The organism is Mycobacterium sp. NGS69, from assembly GCF_059812165.1.
In genome coordinates this window covers 29661-47074 of sequence record NZ_JCALCD010000007.1, presented here as the reverse complement: position 1 = coordinate 47074, position 17414 = coordinate 29661, and the positions used below count along the sequence as shown (strand labels likewise).

Genomic DNA, 17414 nt, shown 5'->3' with positions numbered 1-17414 from the left:
TCCTAACGTCTCAAAGGGTACGCAACCTGCGCTTTTCGCGCTAGCTGCCGAGGATTTGCTGCGAGGCCTGCTCTTGCTGCTCGTAGTTGTTCGCGTCGCGGATCAGCCCGTCGCGCACACCGTGCAGCATGTTCACGATGTTGCGGAACGCCTGATTCATCTGACCCATGGTGTCGTAGGAGGTCGCCTGCGCCTGGCCACTCCAGCCGGCACCGGCGATGTTCATCGACGACGCCCACATCTTGCGGGCCTCGTCCTCAACGGTCTGCGCGTGGACCTCAAACCGGCCCGCCATCGCCCGCATCTCATGCGGGTCAGTCATAAAACGTGTTGCCATGTTGGCTTTCTCCTTAATACTGAGTGACTTGTTTTCAGTTGTGAGTAACGCTGGCTCAACGGTTACGCGTCAGCGCACCGCGGAGCCACATGCAGAAAGACTTCCCCCCATACCGTCGACCGGGGCACGTCCGGCGTGCGGACGTGCAACCCCAGCCACGGCGATTGAAAACTCGGATCCCGGGGCCTCGACCCAGCAGTCAGACCCGACATTCGAAGAACCGCTGAACCTGGTCAGCCGGCGGCCGCTGCGTTGGCGGCTTCGGTCGCGGCGTACGAGCCAGAGCTGATCCCCAGCGTGCTGACGAACTGCTCGTGAATCGCGGCGGCCTGAGCGCTGACGGCCTGGTACATCTGCGCGTGGGCGGCGAACTGGGCCGCGGTCAGCGCCGACACCTCGTCGGCCGCGGCCGGCACTACCCCGGTCGTGGGCGCGGCCGCGGCCGCATTCTGGGCGCTCAGCGCCGAGCCGATCCCCTGCAGGCTCCCGGCCGCCGCAGCCAGAGCCTCCGGCTGAGTGGTCACGAACGACATGCTTTTCCCTCCTAGATTGCCTCCCGCACTGCTCTGTGCAAGAGAGTAGATGACAACATCCGCTTCAAGCTGAGTCCGAGACCACCTGTTCGCAATTGTTCACTGGATGGCACGGCGAATTCACTTTTAGTAACGACACAGTAACAGCGCCCGGCCCCTACCGCTGGCGTTCACAGGACCGTCACAGCAAACCGTCAAGATGAACCCCTACGGGTCGCCGTTGAAGGCCCGTTGGCCAGCACGTATGGAGCTTAGCACCGATGCGGCCAAATCGCGCCGGAGCAAATGCCGTTCCCGGGCCGACGAAGAGGGCCGCTCCGGACCCGTGTCGCCCCGTTCGCCGGTCCACGAGCTAACCCGCCGCGGGCGGGCGGGCCATCACCGTCGGCCGGAATCCGTACCGGGGGCCCGCTCCGCTTCCGCCCGTGCCCGCCCCGGCCAGGGGCATGCCGCCCAGCAGGTTTCCGGGCGCCGCGTCGGGCGCCTCCCGGACGTTGCTCACCGGGATGGCTGTCGCGTGGCTGGGCGTCGTGACCGGCCCGGACCAGGAGGCAGGCACGGAGAGCTTCCCGATCGAGGCGGCGCTGCCAAGATGCGCCGCCACCGGCGGGGCGCCGCCGCCGAGCAGCCCGCCGAGCCCGGGCAGGCCCTTGGGGACGGCGGCCGCGGCGGCCGGCGCCGCGCCGCCGATCGCCCCGACGGTCTTGGCGGTCTGCGTCATCGAGTTGGCCATACCGATGCTGAAGTACGGCAAACCCTCGGTGTTGTACAGGACGCCCGCGTACGGCGACCACGCCGACATGAATGCCGAAAGGCTTCCGCCCGGGAACGACGGTGTCCCGAACAAGACCTGCCACACCGAGGACAACGGGCCGGTGCCTGACGCCAGATACCACCATTCCTGTTGGAGTGGCGTGTAGAACGGCGCCGCCAGGCTCGCCAGTTGCGCGGTGATCTGGCTGATGGCGGCGTTGATCTGGTTCTGTATCGAGCCGACCGACGTCGTCGCGGCGGCGGTCGTCGCGGCCGCCTGGGTGGTCGAAGCGGCGGGATTGGCGATGGCGGGTGCGGCGGTGAACGGGGTGACGTTCGACGCCGTCGCCGAGTTGCCGGCGTAGCCGTACATCGTCGCGGCGTCCTGGGCCCAGAACTCGGCGTACTGGGCTTCCAGCTGCGCGATGATCCCGGTGTTCTGCCCCAGCACGTTGGTCGAGACCGCCTGCGCCCACTCGGCACGGTTGGCCGCGATCAACGGCGGGGGAACGATCGCGGCGAACGCGGCCTCGTAGGCGGCGGCGGCCGCGCTGGCCTGCGTGGCGGCCTGCTCGGCCTGTGCGGCGGTCGTGCTCATCCAGTCCACATACGGTTGCACCGCCGCGGCCATGGACGCCGAGGCCGGCCCCAGCCACTCCTCGCCGGCCAGCTGCGTCACCACGTTCTCATAGCCCAGGGCGGCCGCGGTGAGCTCGGCGGCCAGGGAGTTCCAGGCCGAGGCCGCGGTCACGAGCGGTGTCGAGCCCACACCGGTGTACAGGCGCGCCGAGTTGACCTCCGGCGGTAACGCACCGAAATCGATTGCCATGTCCTGACTCCTTCATCAGTCGCGGCCACGGTGGCCGCTCTATACAGCTGGTTATCCGGCGGATGGCGGGCGTGCGAGCACGCTGCGCTTGAATCCGTATTCGCGGGGCGGCCAGGCCGAGCCCGAGCGGCGGCTGCCGCTGCCCATCGGCATGCCGCGCAGCAGCCCGTTGCCCGCACCCTGCGGGTCGGTGGCGTAGTCGACGGCGACCGCCTGGGCGGCCGATTCCTCGACCGCGCCGGGAGAGCCGGCCCAACCCTGCGGCACGGACAACCCCCCGATCTTGGTCGCCGAGGACAGATTCGCCGCGATCCCGCCATGGCCGACGGCACCGCTGCCCACGGCGCCCAGGTGCAGGCCGGCGAATTGCGGCGTCGCGTACCAGGCGCCTTGCGCCCCGGCCGTCGTCCCACCGGGGCCGAAGGTGATCTGCTGCGCGATGGAGCCGAAGAAGCTCATCAGCCCGGTGGAGAAGTAGGCGAGACCCACGGTGGTGCGTGACAACGCGGTTCGGTTCGACACGTTGAGTGCGACGACCTGCTGCACGATCCACCAGTTGTACGGATTCAGCTGCGAGGCCAGCGCCCCGGCCGAAAGCTGTTGCAGCGCTTGGTTGATCGACGTGAAGACGGACGTGATGGAAACCGCGTCGGGGGTCAGCGCGAGCGCCGGGGCGCCGTTGCCCGCCGGCGTGGCGATGGCCTGGCTGACCGCGGCCGCCTGGGCGGCCAACCCGCCTTGGTCGGTGGCCTGTGCCGGCTCGCCGAACGGGGTCAACTGCGTCGCGACTGCCGAGGCGGCCGCGTAGCCGTACATCGCCGTGGCGTCCTGGGCCCACATCTCGGCGTACTGCGCCTCGGTGGCCGCGATGGCCGGAAAGTTCTGTCCGAAGAAATTGGTCGCGACCAGAGTCGCCAACAACACCCGGTTCGCCGCGATCAGCGGTGGCGGCACCGTCAGCGTGAACGCGGTTTCGAATGCGGCGGCGGCGGCCCTGGCCTGGTTCGCGGCCTCCTCGGCGAGCTCCGCCGCGGAGCCGAGCCACGTTATGTAGGGCGCCGCGGCGGCCACCATGGCCCGCGACGCCGGGCCCAGCCACGGCGAGCCGGTCAGCTCGGTGACGATCGACGAGTAGCCGGTGGCCGCCAGACTCAACTCGGCGGCCAGCCCGTCCCAGGCCGAAGCAGCGGCCATCATCGAGCCGGAGCCCGGGCCGGCATACATCCGGGCCGAGTTGATCTCTGGCGGTAGCGCGCCGAAGTCCAACACCTATGAACCGCCGGGCCGAAACGACATGTTTTCTCCGCAAGTTCTGGCAGCTGTTCGCTTGAGTGGAGGCTAAGGCCGGCAATCCCCGCCCGGAGCCGAGCGAGGTGGCCGGGCTCATGGAGCGACGCCGGATCGCCCGATGGTCCGGGATCGACGCGGGCCTCGGTAGGTGAGCGGCGGACGCGCGAAGGCACCGTCCGCTAGCTGCGAAAATGTGGCGACAATGCGCCGAACCCGCTTCCGGCGCGCACGCGAAGCCGGCCCGGTTGCGGGGAGATCGGTGAGACGAAAGCGGCCGGCCCGGGTAAAAATCCGGCCGCAGATAAAGCCGCCGAATCGGGCGTCAACCGGGCGGCGGGCCCGCCGCGATCTGGGCGCGCTCGCGCGTCGATCGGTCGGGTTTTACCCCAAAACGCCGTCGTGGGCGCAGGCAATTGTGCCCGCGCCCACGACGCCAGTTGTGCTGGAAAGCCGGCTACCCGCCCAGGGGTGGCCGGGCCATGACGGTGGGACGGAACCCGTACCGCGGACCGGCGCCGTTGGCGGCACCGGAGCCCACGCCCGCCAGCGGCATGCCACCGAGCAGGTTTCCGGGTCCCCCGGCCGCCTCCGGCGCAGCGCTGATGCTGCTGACCGGAATGGCATGGGCCGCGGCCGCCGTCGGGGCAGTGGCGCCCGTCCACGAGACCGGCACCGAAAGCTTGCCGATCGACGTCGCGCTGCCCAGGTGCGCCGCCGCGCCGGCGCCACCGCCGAGCAGGCCGCCCAGTCCGGGCAAGCCCTTCGGCACGGCGGCGGCCGCCGCCGCCGGGCCGGTGATGGCGCCCAGGGTCTTGGCCATCTGAACACCGAAGTTGCCCATACCGACGCTGAAGTACGGCAGACCCTCGGTGTTGTAGAAGAAGCTCGCGTAGTTCGAGTAGCCGCCCAGGAAGGTACCGATGTTCGACGGCAGCGTCGTCTGACCGCTGATCAGGAACCAGACTTCGCTGATCAACGGGTTGGAGTTGGAGAACTGCGAAACAAACGAGTTCGTTGTTGCCGGTGAGCCGAGCGCGCCCAGCGCCTGCTGAATCTGGGTGAGGTAACTCTGCAGGGTCTGCTGGATCGATGCCGCCGGTGCCGCGGACTGAGTGACGGCCGCAGCTGCCGGGTTGGCGACGGTCGGCGCGTTTTGGAACGGCGTCACCTTGGCCGCCGCCGCGGACTGATTGGCGTAGCTGTACAACGCCGAGGCGTTCTGCGCCCAGAACTCGGCGTACTGCGCCTCCAGCTGCGCGATGATCCCGTTGTTCTGACCCAGGATGTTCGTCGCCTGGGCCTGCGTCAGCGTGGTGCGGTTGATGGCGATGGCCGGCGGCGGCACCACCGAGGCCAGCACCGTCTCGTAGGCCGCCGCGGCTGACTGGGCCTGGGCGGCCGCTTCCTCGGCCTGACCGGCGGTCGTGGTCATCCACTGCACGTAGGGTTGCGCCGCCGCCGCCATCGACCCCGAGGCCGGCCCCAGCCATTCCTCGCCGGCCAGCTGGGTGACGATCTGGTCGTAGCCCATGGCGGCCGAGGTCAGCTCGGCGGCGATGCCGTTCCACGCGGAGGCGGCCGCCATCAGCGACGACGAACCCGGTCCGGAGTAGATCATCGCGGAACTGACCTCCGGAGGAAGTGCGCCAAGATCCATTGTCATGTCCTAACCCCCTAGCCGGCCGCGGCCGCGTTGGCCGCCTCGGTCGCCGCGTACGACCCGGAGCTGATGCCCAGGGTGCTGACGAACTGCTCGTGGATGGCCGCGGCCTGAGCGCTGACGGCCTGGTACATCTGGGCGTGCGCGGCGAACTGGGCCGCGGTCAGCGCCGACACCTCATCGGCCGCGGCGGGCACCACACCGGTCGTCGGGGCCGCCGCCGCGGCGTTCTGAGCGCTCAACGCCGAGCCGATACCCTGCAAACTGCCTGCCGCCGCCGCCAGCGCTTCGGGCTGCGTAGTCACAAACGACATCTGTTTTCCTCCTCAACTTTCAGGCTCGATGACCTTCAAGGAATGCTCTTCGCTGCTGAAGTTCACTTCAGACAGGGCTTGCTAGTGAGACTAATTTGGATCCCGTCGGGTCGCGCCTCCTTAGCGCCAACTGTTCATTGGTGGACAACTGTTGTTCATTCGCCGTCTCTCGATCATCCGGCCGACGGCGGGCGGGTCAGCACGCTGTAGCGGAAGCCGTATTTGGTGGTGTAGCCATAGCCGGCGCTGCGCCGTCCGACGGCGCCGGTCGGGATGCCGCGCAGCAGGGCGTTGCCCGGCACGGCGCTGCCACCCGCGTTGACGGGCGGCGTCTCTTCGGACACGGCGCTGACCAGCGTTGCCTGCGCCGCCGGGTTGGTCCAGTTCGCCGGGACCGACAGCCCCCCGATCCTGCCGGCCTCGCCCGCGCTCGCCGAGACGGCGCCGGCGGGGTGTGCGCCGCCCAGGCCTCCGATCCCGCCCAGGTGCAGGCCGGCGAACTGCGGTGTGGGAAACCAGGCACCACCGGCACCGGCCGTCGCACCACCGGGGCCGAAGGTGAGCTGCTGGCCGATCGACCAACCGAAGTTTCCGAGGCCAACCCCGAAGTACGCCTGGGCGAACTGCCTCGCCTCGTTGCCCAACGGGCTGACCCCGGAAGAGGGGAACGCCAACCCGTTGTTCCGGAGGCCGAACCAGTCGTTGGTCGCGGTCGGCAGCCCGTACTTGAGGAAGTCTTGCAGCTGCTGCTGCAACATCGAGAACGGCCAGTTCGTGAACGTGTAACCCGACAGCTGCTGCAGCGCCAGTTGCTGCAGTGCCTGCGGGATCGCCGCGATCTGATCGACCACGCTGGCGGCCGGCTGAGCGGTGGCCTGCGCGACGGCGGCGCCCTGGTTGGCCGCGGCTGTCGGGGTGCTGGTGTTGGGCGGCTCCGTATACGGGGTCAGCACGGTGGCGGCCGCCGACGAGGCGGCGTAGCCGTACATGGCGGCGGCGTCCTGGGCCCACATCTCCATGTACTGGGCCTCGGTGGCCATGATCGCGGGCGTGTTCTGCCCGAAGAAGTTGGTGGCGACCAGCGTTGCCAACAGCACCCGGTTGGCCACGATCACCGGCGGCGGCACCGTCAGCGCGAAAGCCTCCTCGAAGGCGCCCGCGGCCGCGCGGGCCTGGCTGGCGCTGTCCTCGGCCAGACCGGCGGCCGAGCTGAGCCAGCTCACGTAGGGCACCACCGCGTTGACCATCGCCGTCGACGACGGCCCGACCCAGGGAGCGCTGATCAGATCGTTGATCACCGAGTCGTAACCAGAAGCAGCCGTGCTCAGCTCCGCCGCCAGCTCGTCCCACGCCGTCGCGGCGACCATTATCGACTCGGCCCCCGGGCCCGCATACATCCGACCGGAATTGATTTCGGGCGGTAACGCTCCGAAGTCGAACACCGTGTCCTCCTCAGTTGGCCATGATCGCGGCGGCGATCATCGCGGTCAGGTACAACCCGTGGTGGGCGCGGTCACGACTTTGTTGACCAGCAAACCCGTTCGACGGGATAGTCCACGCACTGCGACGCGCGTTCCCACTGCCCGGATAGGTGCTCCGCCACCAGGATTGCCTGGTTTTCCGGTCAGGAATGACATGCCCAATCCGCCTCGACTAACCCGCTGTCAGCAACCGAGCGACAGCTCTTTGGTGCCCGAACTGTCGCTCGCGAACGACATTAGCTGGTCGCACCTGGCGCGCCGACCGACGATGCCAACTGTTCATTCCCAGCCAACCAATGTTCATTCCCGGCCAGCCGCGGTTCACCAGAGACAACCGAATGTTCATCTTTCGTTTGTCTAGCGGTGGGCCTTGCCGGGCCCTAGTCCTCTTCGAGGATCAGCGCCATTTCCGGGCAGGAGGCCACGCCGTCGCGGGTCACCTCTTCGTCCTCAGGCCTCACCTCGTGTTCCTCGAGGATCGAATAACCCGATTCGTCGATGGGAAACAGCTTTGGGTCCACGGCATAGCACTGGGCATGGCCCACGCATTTGGACGTTTCGAGACGAACCTTCACGAGGTTTCCTTCTTCGTTTCCTTCGGCGGCTTTGGCGAAAACCCGGAACGGACGATCGATACGTAGATTAGCCGCTCGATAAAGTCTAGGAGACGGTCGCCGATCGGCGCCGACACGATTGGTGCCCCCCTACCCCGCGTGCGATATTGGGGTGCCATCGACAAGCGGCGGGGTCCGCGGCGGCACACCACCAAAATCCAACGGACAAGCGGAGATCAGAGCGCATGAGCACTCTCGGCGAAGGCCAGCCGGGCACCTTCCACCTGCCGCGGCTGGAGTACACCAAGCTGCCGATGTCCGCCGACCGCGGGGTCGGATGGAAGACCCTGCGCGACGCCGGGCCGGTGGTGTTCATGAACGGCCACTACTACCTGACGCGGCGCGAAGACGTGCTCGCCGCGCTGCGCAATCCCAAGGTCTTCTCGTCGCGGCTGGCGCTGCAGCCGCCGGGCAGCCCGCTGCCGGTGGTGCCGCTGGCGTTCGACCCGCCGGAGCACACCCGCTACCGCAAGATCCTGCAGCCGTACTTCAGCCCGCAGGGGCTGGCCGCGTCGCGGCCGGTGCTGCAGCGCCACGCCGCCGAGATGATCGCGGCGCTGGCCGAACAAGGAAAGTGCGACGCGATGGCGGATTTCGCGCGGCTGTATCCCTATCAAGTCTTCCTCGATCTCTACGGTCTGCCGGTCGAGGATCGGGACCGCATCATCGATTGGAAGGACTCCGTCATCGGGGAAAGGCCCTACATGACGCAGGAGGACCACGAAAAGGCGCGGCTACTGCTGGCCTATCTCACCGACGCGATCCAAAAGCGCAGGGAGCACCCAGGTTCGGACATGTTGTCCCGGATCATGACCGGCGAGGGCAACTTCAGCGACCTCGAGCTGCTGGGCATGAGCCACCTGCTGATCCTCGCCGGCCTGGACACGGTGACCGCGTCCATCGGGTTTTCGCTGTACCAACTGGCGCGCAGGCCGGAGCTGCGCGCCACGCTGCGCGACAATCCCCGGCAGATCAGGGTTTTCATCGAGGAGATCGTGCGGCTGGAGCCGTCGGCGCCGGTGGCCCCCCGGGTCACGACGGAGATCGTCAACGTGGGTGGCATGATGCTGCCCGCGGGCACGCCGGTGCGGCTGTGCATGGCCGCGGTGAACCGCGATGGCAGCGACGCGATGTCCACCGACGAGTTGTTCCTGGACGGCAAGGTTCACCGGCACTGGGGATTCGGCGGCGGGCCGCACCGCTGCCTGGGCTCGCACCTGGCGCGCATCGAGCTGACCATCATCGTCGCGGAATGGCTGAAACAGATCCCCGACTTCGACCTGCCCGAGGATTACCAACCGGAGATCAAGTTCCCGTCAAAGACCTTCGCGCTCAAGACATTACCGCTGAGCTGGGGCTGAATCCCAGCCCCAGCTCAGCGGTAGCGGTGTCTACTTGCGAAACTCGGTGGCGGCCACCTGGACGAACACGCCGGTGTCCTCGGCCATCAGCAGGCCACGGCCGCGGGGCAGCGGGCCGCCCTTCATCTTGCCGCGGATGAAGCCCTCGTCGGGGTCGGCGTCCATCACCAGCAGCGGCGCGTTGGCCTGGTGCAATGCCCGCAGCATCGGGTCGCTGCCCGCCGACGACCAACCACCGAACGTGCGGGTGACGATCACGTGCAGGCCCACATCGGCGGCCCGGGTCACCCAGGCCGCGGCCTTGTGCAGTGGCGAGTCGAAACCGGCCGGCATCTGCTGGATGTCGTCGACGATGAGGAAGATCTCCGGGCCGCTCCACCAGGAGTGCGACAACAGCTCCTCCGCCGACAGGCCCGGTGGTGGTTCGCGGCTGGCCAGCAGGGCGGACATGTCGTTCATCATCGCCTGCACGCCGTCCAGGTTGTACGCGAACTTCTCCACGTACTCCGAGCCCAGCACCGTCAAGAGCTGACGGCGCGGGTCGACCAGCCACACCTGGGCGGAGGGCCGCCCGGCCGGTGGCGGCGGCGCGCTGCTGGCGCCGGGCGCATAGAGCCGCCCGATCTCCGACATGATCGTCGCCAGCGTCGTGGTGCGACCACATTCGCGTCGGCCCGTCACCATCAGGTGCGCGTTCTCGGCGAAGTTCAGATACACCGGCGCCAGGTCCAATTCCGATATGGCCCAGACGATTCCGCCGGCACCGACCCCCTGGCGGGTGTCGCGGGCGGCGAGTTCGCGCACCTGCTCGACGCCGAAGCGCGCGGGCAGGCGGCGGATCGGCGGGGCCTGGCCGCTCGCGAGGCGGCCGACCGCCTCGACGATGCTGTCCGACGCGAACACGTTGTCGGGCGTGTTGGCCAGCGCGGGCCGCGCCACCAGCGTGTGCAGACCGGCCTGCGGGTCGGCGTCCAGTCGGACGTAGTTGACCGCGACCATGCCCCGTCCCGGCTTGACCGGAACTTCCTTGGCGAACCGGGAACGCACCAGCTTCGCGTCCTCGACCGCGGCCAACCGCAACTCGACGCGGGAACCGAACCCGCTACGTACCGGCGGCCGCAGCTCCGACTCGCGGTCCGCGGTGACGATCACGTGCACACCGAACGAGGGTCCCTGGTTGATGATCAGGTTCACCTGCTCGATCAGCACCTCGTTTTCCTCGGCCAGCGCCCGGTAGTTATCGATCACCAGGAAGACGTCGCCGAACCCGTCGTTGGGCACCGGCCCGGCCTCGCCGCCGAACTTGCGGCGCCGGAACACGTCCATCGAGGCGATCCCGTATTCGAGGAAGCTGCGCTTGCGCTCGCGAACCAGCGCCAACAGCTCGGCCACCGTGCGGCGCACGCCGTACGGATCGGTGGGGCCGGCCACCTCACCCACGTGGGGCAGGCGGGCCACCGTGGTCAGCGCGGTGCCGCTGTAGGCCAGGCAGTAGAACTGGACCTGCTCGGGCGTGTGGGTCAGCGCCGCCGAGCAGATCAGCGTCTGCAGCGCCGTCGTCTTACCCGAACCGCCGGCCCCCAGGATCAGCACGTTGGCGCCGGGCCCGGAGGTATCGACCGTCCACGGCGGCTGGTCGTGCTTGAAGGGCCGGTCGATGATCCCGATCGGGAACACCAGGTTCTGCTCCGTGCCGTAGTCCTGCTGCCACTGGCGGCCGATGAACCGGTTGACGAGCTCGTCGATGGCGACGGGTGCGTTGAGCGGCGGCTGCCACAACCGGTACGGCTCGAAGTCGATCCTGCGCAGCTGATCGATGATCACCGTGCCGACCTTGGGCGTCCTGACGCCCTCTTCCTCGCCCTCGGCTTCGGCCACCTCGGCCGGCAGGTCGCCGTTCGAGCCGTTCGAGTGGACCGAGTCGATGGTCGGTCCCCCGACGCTCACCTCGAGCGGGGTGAACGAGTTGGTGAACAGTTGGGGGCGAACGTAGTCGATGCTGTGCACCAGCATCGGCGTCTCGTCGCCGTCGACCGTGATCCCGCGCGAGATGTAGTCCCGCCACAGGAACTCGGCCTGGAACCGGACGATGTCCTCGAGGCTTCGGCGGAAGTAACCCAGACCTGCCTGGGCCGGCAGGTTCACCGCGTTGGGCACACCGGCCGCCTGCGCCGCGCCGGCGGTGCGTGCCTTCAGCACCAACCGATAACCCATGTTCTCCATGAGCTTTTCGGCCCGGCTCTCGATCGTCTGGGACGCCATCATCAGGTGGATCCAGTAGGCGCGGCCCTGGCGGCCGATCGAGTCCAGCACGTCGACCGCGGTCGGCATGATGCGGAACCACTCGTAGAACTCGTCGATGACGACCACCAGCATCGGCAGCGGCGGCATGTCCTGGCCGCGGGCCCGCATCCGGGAGCGCACGCTGTTGTATTCCTTGGCGTCGTCGACCCCGGCGCTGTCGCAGATCGCCTTGCGGCGCGCGATCTCGCCCCACAGCGCGTCCAGGAAGCGCTCCATCAGGGCCTGGTCCTCTTCCAGGTCGGTGATGATGCGCGACACGTGCGGCACCCCGGCGAACGGCTTGACCGCCGAACCACCCTTGAGGTCGGCCAGCACGAACTGCAGCTCCTCCGGCGGGTGGCCGAGCATCAGCGACTCGATCACGGTTCGCACCAGCGTCGACTTACCCGAACCGGTCGTACCGGACATGACCCCGTGCGGGCCGTCGCCGCCTTCGTCCAGCGACTTCATGTCCAAGAACAGCAATTCGCCGTTGTCGGAACGGTTGCCGAACGGGGCGCGCAGCCGGGACCGGCCCATCGCGTCGGTGCGGGCGCCCCACAGCGCGTCGAAGTCGATGTCGGCAGGGTCGTCGATCCCGTAGTAGGCCATGATGTCCCGGGCGCCGATGTGGGCCACCCGCTGACCGATCTCTTCGTACGCCTCGGCCAGCCGCCAGCGCGCCAGCTTCTGGGCGAACTCCTCGGACTCCTCGATGCTGAGGTGGTCGGTGAGCGCGAAGAACCACGGCTTCTCGTCGATGACCATCCAGGTGTCGCGGTCGCGCGGCAGGGCCTCGATCACGCCCCGCTCGTCGAACCGCAGCGTCCGCTCGGGCACGGCCGCCCACATCGACGAGCCGGTCAGGTCGAAGAACGTCACGCCGTCGATGCCCTCGGCGCTGATCACGAACTCCCACTGCGGGTCCGCGACGTCGGCGATGATCACCGTGTGCGGCGTCGGGGTCTGCGCCGACGAGCTGGCGTGCCGGGGCGTGAAAGAGCCACGGCCGGCGAACAATTCGGCCTGCTCCGCGGCGAACTCCCGCACCGAGCTGTAGACCATCCGCGCGTTGCCCGCCGCGTCATGGCGCCGCGAGTCACCGAAGTGTGGCAGCCACTTCACCCAATCCCATTGCTCCAGGTCCGAACTGACGACGACCATCTGGACGTGGTCGGGGCCGTGCGAGAACGCCAGCTGGCACACGATCGCCCGCATCAGGCCCAGCACCTGCTCGCGTTCCCCGATCAGCGAGTACCAGGGTTCGACCAGCAGGGAGATCATCTTCGGCAGGTTGTAGACGACGCTCTGGTAGCGGCCGAATTCCTGCAGCGCCTTACCGGTCACCGGCTCGAGCTCGATGTCGGTCGGCATGTTCTGGGGCTCACCCCAGGTCACCTCGGGACGCGTCATGCCCACGCCGACCCGGACGACACCGAAGTTGAGGTCCTTGCCGTCCGGCTTGCGCTCCCACATCCGCGACGAGCCCACCGCGGCGGGCAGCGTGTCGGGCGCCGGGTGGAACCAGCGGTAGTTGGCGTCCATGCTGTCGGCCGACTCGTGGGCGGTCTCGCGCAGCATGTCGAGCATCAGCATGAACTGGGCGCGCATCGCGTCCAGCTTCGGCCGGCTCATCTGCTGCTGGCCGCCGAACCGGCCGCCGAACATCATCATCGCCATGCCGCCGATCATGAAGATCGGGAAGATCGCGCCGACGCCGCCGAACACGTGCGAGCCGCTGGCGAAGGTCATGGCAATCATGCCGCCCAGCAGGCCGATCACCACGACGCCGACCACCACGATCCACCAGGGCTTGCCCTCCGGCGGGGGAATGCTCAGCGGGGTCGGTAGGACGATGTTCTCCGGCTTGATGACCGGCGGCTTTTCCGGTGTCGGGCGCGCGAATCCACGTTTCATCGGGGTACCACCAACTCTGCAGGGGACATGTCCATCGGTAAGGTGTCGTGCTCCACCAAGGCGTCCGCCCGGGAGAGCGTCGGGCCCTGTGGCAGCAGCCGCAGTGCCACCCACGGCGCCAGGCTCGGCGCGGTCTTGAGGCCGAGCGCCTCGCGGGCCTCGCGGGTGTCGTCCACCCCGAACCGCGCGCCGGCGTCGGTCAGCCACCACAGCGATTCGGTGGTCTTGGCACCCGGGTCGTTGCCGGTGACGGCGACGAAGTTGGCGTGGTCGGGACCGAAGTACACCTGGTCGGCTTCGCGGCCGGTCGTGTCGGCCTTCACCAATGACACGACCTTGCTCATCTCCTTGGACGCGACGGGAATGGTCGACCCGGACACCACCTGGATGCGGGCCCGGTTCTCACCGGAGGTCTTCTGCCACCACCAGCAAGTCGCGGGGTTCTCCCGCATGTCCATCACGTTCAGCGGGTTGTCGGGATACGACGACAGATCCAGCTTGTTGACCACCGGCATCTTCGCCAGGGCCGACGGTTCCACCGTCACCGGCTTGTTGTTGCCGGGGCCGCCGGCGTTCTGCAGGATCTGCGCCACCAACGGCGGCAGCGTCTGCACGCCGTCGGCCAGCACCAGCGAATACTGTTGCGGCCCACTGATTTGCGGGGTGACGATCACCGTCCCCACCGGGCCGGGCGCGCTGGCGAACGTCGCCGGGGTGCCCGCGTTGGGTATCTCCGGCACGGTCAGCTCGGGCCCCACCGGCAGCGCGTCGTACAGGGCGCGGCTCATCGGCTTGGCCATGCTGACCTGCTCCGGGGTCAAGCCCAGCGGCAGCAGCACCGAGCGGTTCATCGCGTCGATCTTCGACCGCCGGCCCTGCCGGACCACCCACGCGTCGTCGCCGTAGCGGAGCACCACGGCGTCCGAGCCGTTCAGGACCTGCCGGTGGCCGCTGAGGTCCGGGGTCCCGTCGATCACCGTCACGGTCACCCCGGACGGCGCCCCGACCCCGGTCGAGCCGGCCACCGTGTCGCACACCAGCCATGACGACGCGGTCGGTGTCTTGGGGGCGAAGTTCGACGGCGCACCCGGGATGCCGACCAGGGGCCCGCGCGGCAGGTTCGCGATCTGGCTCCCCCGAACCAGGTGCGGATTGTCGGGCCGCCCGGTGATCAGCCGCGCCGACGCCAGGTTCAGCGCCGGGTACAACTTGTCACCGACGCGGACGTAGAGGGCGCCGGAGTCGCGGTCGGCGATGATCGGCGACTCGTTGATCTGGCCGGACGGGCTGATGAACGACCACAACAACGCGCCCAGGCAGATCACCAGGCCGGCGGAGACCGAGGCCACCAGGGCCAGCGTCTGGCGCCGCCCGGGCTCGATCTCCATGCGGACCCGCCAGCGGGTCAGCGCCATCGAGGTTCGCCGAGCCAGGAACTGGTAGCCGGTCACCTGGGTCTTGGTCGACAACCCAAGGCCGTATCCCGTCCCGCGCTGCCCGCGACTTTCTTCCGCCACGCTAATTCACCATCCGGTCTGCTAGAACGCCTGGACATTGTCCATCGCGCGAATTACATCGACAACCGTAAGGGACCCGCACGGAGCTCGCCACGCGTTGCCGTGCACGTTCACTTGGATTCAATCTCGCCGCGTGGACGAATCCGGCCGCTTTCGGGTCGTGAGTGTCGCTAAGGGTGCCAGCAGCGGCGCTGACACTTTTGCTGTTCCCCACTCATCCCCCGGCTGGATTCCTCACGTCTTCACTGGGCATGTTAACCGGGGACGCCCGCTTAGTCCTGTCGAACGGCCAGCTTCGCCCGCCCGGCTCGGCGGTGAGGCGACCGAACCGCTTCTCAAGCAAGATGGGCGACATGACGGAGCTCGCGCCCTCGCTGGTCGAACTCGCCCGCCGCTTCGGCATCGCCACCGAGTACGACGACTGGACCGGCCGGCGCGTGCTCGTCGGAGAGCACACGCTGGTGGCCGTGCTCGCCGCGCTCGGGGTCGCCGCCGGCACCGAGCGGGAGCGCAACGCCGCCCTGACCGCGCAACGGCGGTCGCATTGGGAGCGCCGGATGCCGGCGACCATCGTCGGGCGCACGGGTGAGCAGATCCGGTTCTGGGTGCACGTGACGCACGGCGATCCCGCCGAGGTGTGGCTGCAGCTCGAGGACGGCACCGTGCGCGGCGGGGTGGCGCAGGTCGACAACTTCACCCAGCCGTTCGAGCTGGACGGGCGCTGGGTCGGTGAGGCCAGCTTCGTCCTGCCGGCTCACCTGCCGCTGGGCTACCACCGCGTGCACCTGCGCTCCGGGGCCTCCGAGACCAGCACCGCGCTGATCGTCACGCCGGACTGGCTCGGCCTGCCGGAGCGGCTGGGCGCCCGCCGTGCCTGGGGCCTGGCCGCGCAGCTCTACAGCGTGCGATCGCGGCAGTCGTGGGGCGTCGGCGACCTCACCGACCTCAGCGACCTCGCGGTGTGGTCGGCGTCGCGCCATGGCGCCGACTACGTGCTGGTCAATCCCCTGCACGCCGCCGCCCCGTCCGGGCCGTCGAGCCCGATGGAGCCGTCGCCGTACCTGCCCACGTCGCGGCGCTTCTTCAACCCGCTCTACCTGCGCGTCGAGGCGATCCCCGAATACGCCGACCTGACCAAGCGGGGCCGGGTGCGCCGGCTGCGCTCGGACGTCCAACAGCGGGCGGGCCACCTCGACGCCATCGACCGCGACGGCGCCTGGGCCGCCAAGCGCGCCGCGCTGCGGCTGCTGCACCGGGAGCCGCGTTCGGCCGGGCGTGAGCTGGCCTACGCCGCGTTCCGCGACCGCGAGGGAACCCCCCTGGACGCCTTCGCCGTCTATTGCGCGCTGGCCGAGGAATACGGCGACGACTGGCATCGCTGGCCGGAGTCGCTGCAGCACCCCGGCGCCGCCGGCGTCGCGGGGTTCGCGGAACGGAACGCGGACGCCGTCGACTTCCACCGCTGGCTGCAGTGGCAACTCGACGAGCAACTCGCCTCGGCGCAGTCCCAGGCGATCCGGGCCGGGATGGCGTTGGGCGTCATGCACGACCTGGCGGTCGGGGTGCACCCCAACGGCGCCGACACCTGGGCCCTGCAGGACGTGATGGCGCTGGGCGTGACGGCCGGAGCGCCGCCGGACGAGTTCAACCAACTCGGCCAGGACTGGTCGCAGCCGCCCTGGCGCCCGGACCGGCTGGACGAAGAGGAATACCGCCCCTTTCGGGCGCTGATCCGGGCCGTGCTGCGGCACGCCGGCGGCGTCCGCATCGACCACATCATCGGGTTGTTCCGGCTGTGGTGGATCCCGCGGGGCGCACCGCCGACCGAGGGCACCTACGTGCGCTACGACCACGAAGCGATGATCGGCATCGTCGCCCTGGAAGCCCACCGGGCCGGGGCGCTGGTCGTCGGCGAAGACCTCGGCACCGTCGAACCGTGGGTGCGCGACTACCTCTTATTACGCGGCGTGCTGGGCACCTCGATCCTGTGGTTCGAGTTGGATCGCGACGGAACCGGCGGGCCGCTGCCGGCCGAGCGCTGGCGCGAATACTGCCTGTCGTCGGTCACCACCCACGATCTGCCGCCGACGGCCGGTTACCTGGCCGGCGACCACGTGCGGCTGCGGGAGTCCCTCGGGTTATTGACCCGGCCGGTGGAGGTCGAGCTCGAATCCGACCGGGCCGAGCTGGCGGCCTGGATGGCCGAGCTGCGCCGGGTCGGGCTACTGGATGGCGGCCCAGCCGGTCAAGACGACCCGGAGCAGGTGATTCTCGCCCTGTACCGGTACCTGGGCCGGACGCCGTCGCGGCTGTTGGGGGTGGCGCTGACGGACGCGGTCGGTGACCGGCGGACCCAGAACCAGCCGGGCACCACCGACGAGTACCCCAACTGGCGGGTCCCGCTGACGGGCCCCGACGGCCGACCGGTGCTGCTTGAGGACGTTTTCACCGATCGCCGGGCGGCCGCGCTGGCAGAGGCCGTCCGAGAGGCGATCGCGCCGCCGGGATAACACCACCTGTTAACT

The 17414-nt window shown here is 68.9% G+C and carries 12 protein-coding genes; 2 read left to right on the top strand and 10 right to left on the bottom strand.

Annotation, left to right across the window (positions count from 1 at the left end; translation table 11 throughout):
* Nucleotides 1-40: 40 nt before the first annotated feature.
* The 8 genes from AC5Y2S_RS20685 to fdxE all read right to left on the bottom strand — a co-directional run bounded on the left by AC5Y2S_RS20685 (nt 41) and on the right by fdxE (nt 7772).
* Complete coding sequence (locus tag AC5Y2S_RS20685) at nt 41-337, bottom strand: WXG100 family type VII secretion target (protein WP_066914021.1); 297 nt, start codon at nt 335-337, stop codon at nt 41-43.
* 233 nt (nt 338-570) lie between these two features.
* On the bottom strand, nt 571-870 hold the full coding sequence (locus AC5Y2S_RS20680; RefSeq protein ID WP_066912455.1) for a PE family protein: 300 nt from the start codon (nt 868-870) through the stop codon (nt 571-573).
* Nucleotides 871-1222: 352 nt separating this feature from the next.
* Nucleotides 1223-2446 (bottom strand): PPE family protein, encoded by a 1224-nt coding sequence (locus AC5Y2S_RS20675; RefSeq protein ID WP_499958508.1) that lies wholly within the window; start codon nt 2444-2446, stop codon nt 1223-1225.
* A gap of 57 nt (nt 2447-2503) precedes the next feature.
* Nucleotides 2504-3721: a PPE family protein gene (locus tag AC5Y2S_RS20670; RefSeq protein ID WP_499958045.1), complete on the bottom strand. Its 1218-nt coding sequence runs from the start codon at nt 3719-3721 to the stop codon at nt 2504-2506.
* A gap of 475 nt (nt 3722-4196) precedes the next feature.
* Nucleotides 4197-5405, bottom strand: coding sequence for a PPE family protein (locus AC5Y2S_RS20665; protein WP_499958044.1), 1209 nt, complete (start codon nt 5403-5405; stop codon nt 4197-4199).
* A gap of 11 nt (nt 5406-5416) precedes the next feature.
* The gene (locus AC5Y2S_RS20660) at nt 5417-5716 is read right to left on the bottom strand and encodes a PE family protein (RefSeq protein ID WP_066912455.1); all 300 of its coding nucleotides are present in this window, start codon (nt 5714-5716) and stop codon (nt 5417-5419) included.
* Nucleotides 5717-5889: 173 nt separating this feature from the next.
* Nucleotides 5890-7158: a PPE family protein gene (locus tag AC5Y2S_RS20655; protein ID WP_499958043.1), complete on the bottom strand. Its 1269-nt coding sequence runs from the start codon at nt 7156-7158 to the stop codon at nt 5890-5892.
* 419 nt (nt 7159-7577) lie between these two features.
* The gene (gene fdxE, locus AC5Y2S_RS20650) at nt 7578-7772 is read right to left on the bottom strand and encodes a ferredoxin FdxE (RefSeq protein WP_499958041.1); all 195 of its coding nucleotides are present in this window, start codon (nt 7770-7772) and stop codon (nt 7578-7580) included.
* Between the two features lie 224 nt (nt 7773-7996).
* On the opposite strand from fdxE, the gene AC5Y2S_RS20645 reads away from it, so the two are divergent.
* Entirely contained in the window at nt 7997-9172 is a 1176-nt protein-coding gene (locus AC5Y2S_RS20645; protein WP_499958039.1) for a cytochrome P450, read from the top strand.
* A gap of 30 nt (nt 9173-9202) precedes the next feature.
* Here the strand turns inward: AC5Y2S_RS20645 and eccCa are convergent, their stop codons facing one another.
* Together eccCa and eccB are read right to left on the bottom strand one after the other, a co-directional pair.
* The gene (eccCa, locus tag AC5Y2S_RS20640; RefSeq protein ID WP_499958038.1) at nt 9203-13372 is read right to left on the bottom strand and encodes a type VII secretion protein EccCa; all 4170 of its coding nucleotides are present in this window, start codon (nt 13370-13372) and stop codon (nt 9203-9205) included.
* A complete protein-coding gene (gene eccB / locus AC5Y2S_RS20635) occupies nt 13369-14889 on the bottom strand; it encodes a type VII secretion protein EccB (RefSeq protein WP_499958036.1) in 1521 nt (506 codons plus the stop codon). The genes eccCa and eccB overlap by 4 nt, the downstream gene beginning before the upstream one ends.
* Before the next feature lie 353 nt (nt 14890-15242).
* Here eccB and malQ point away from each other — a divergent pair, with 353 nt between their 5' ends.
* Nucleotides 15243-17399, top strand: coding sequence for a 4-alpha-glucanotransferase (gene malQ, locus AC5Y2S_RS20630; RefSeq protein ID WP_499958035.1), 2157 nt, complete (start codon nt 15243-15245; stop codon nt 17397-17399).
* The last annotated feature ends 15 nt before the right edge of the window (nt 17400-17414 follow it).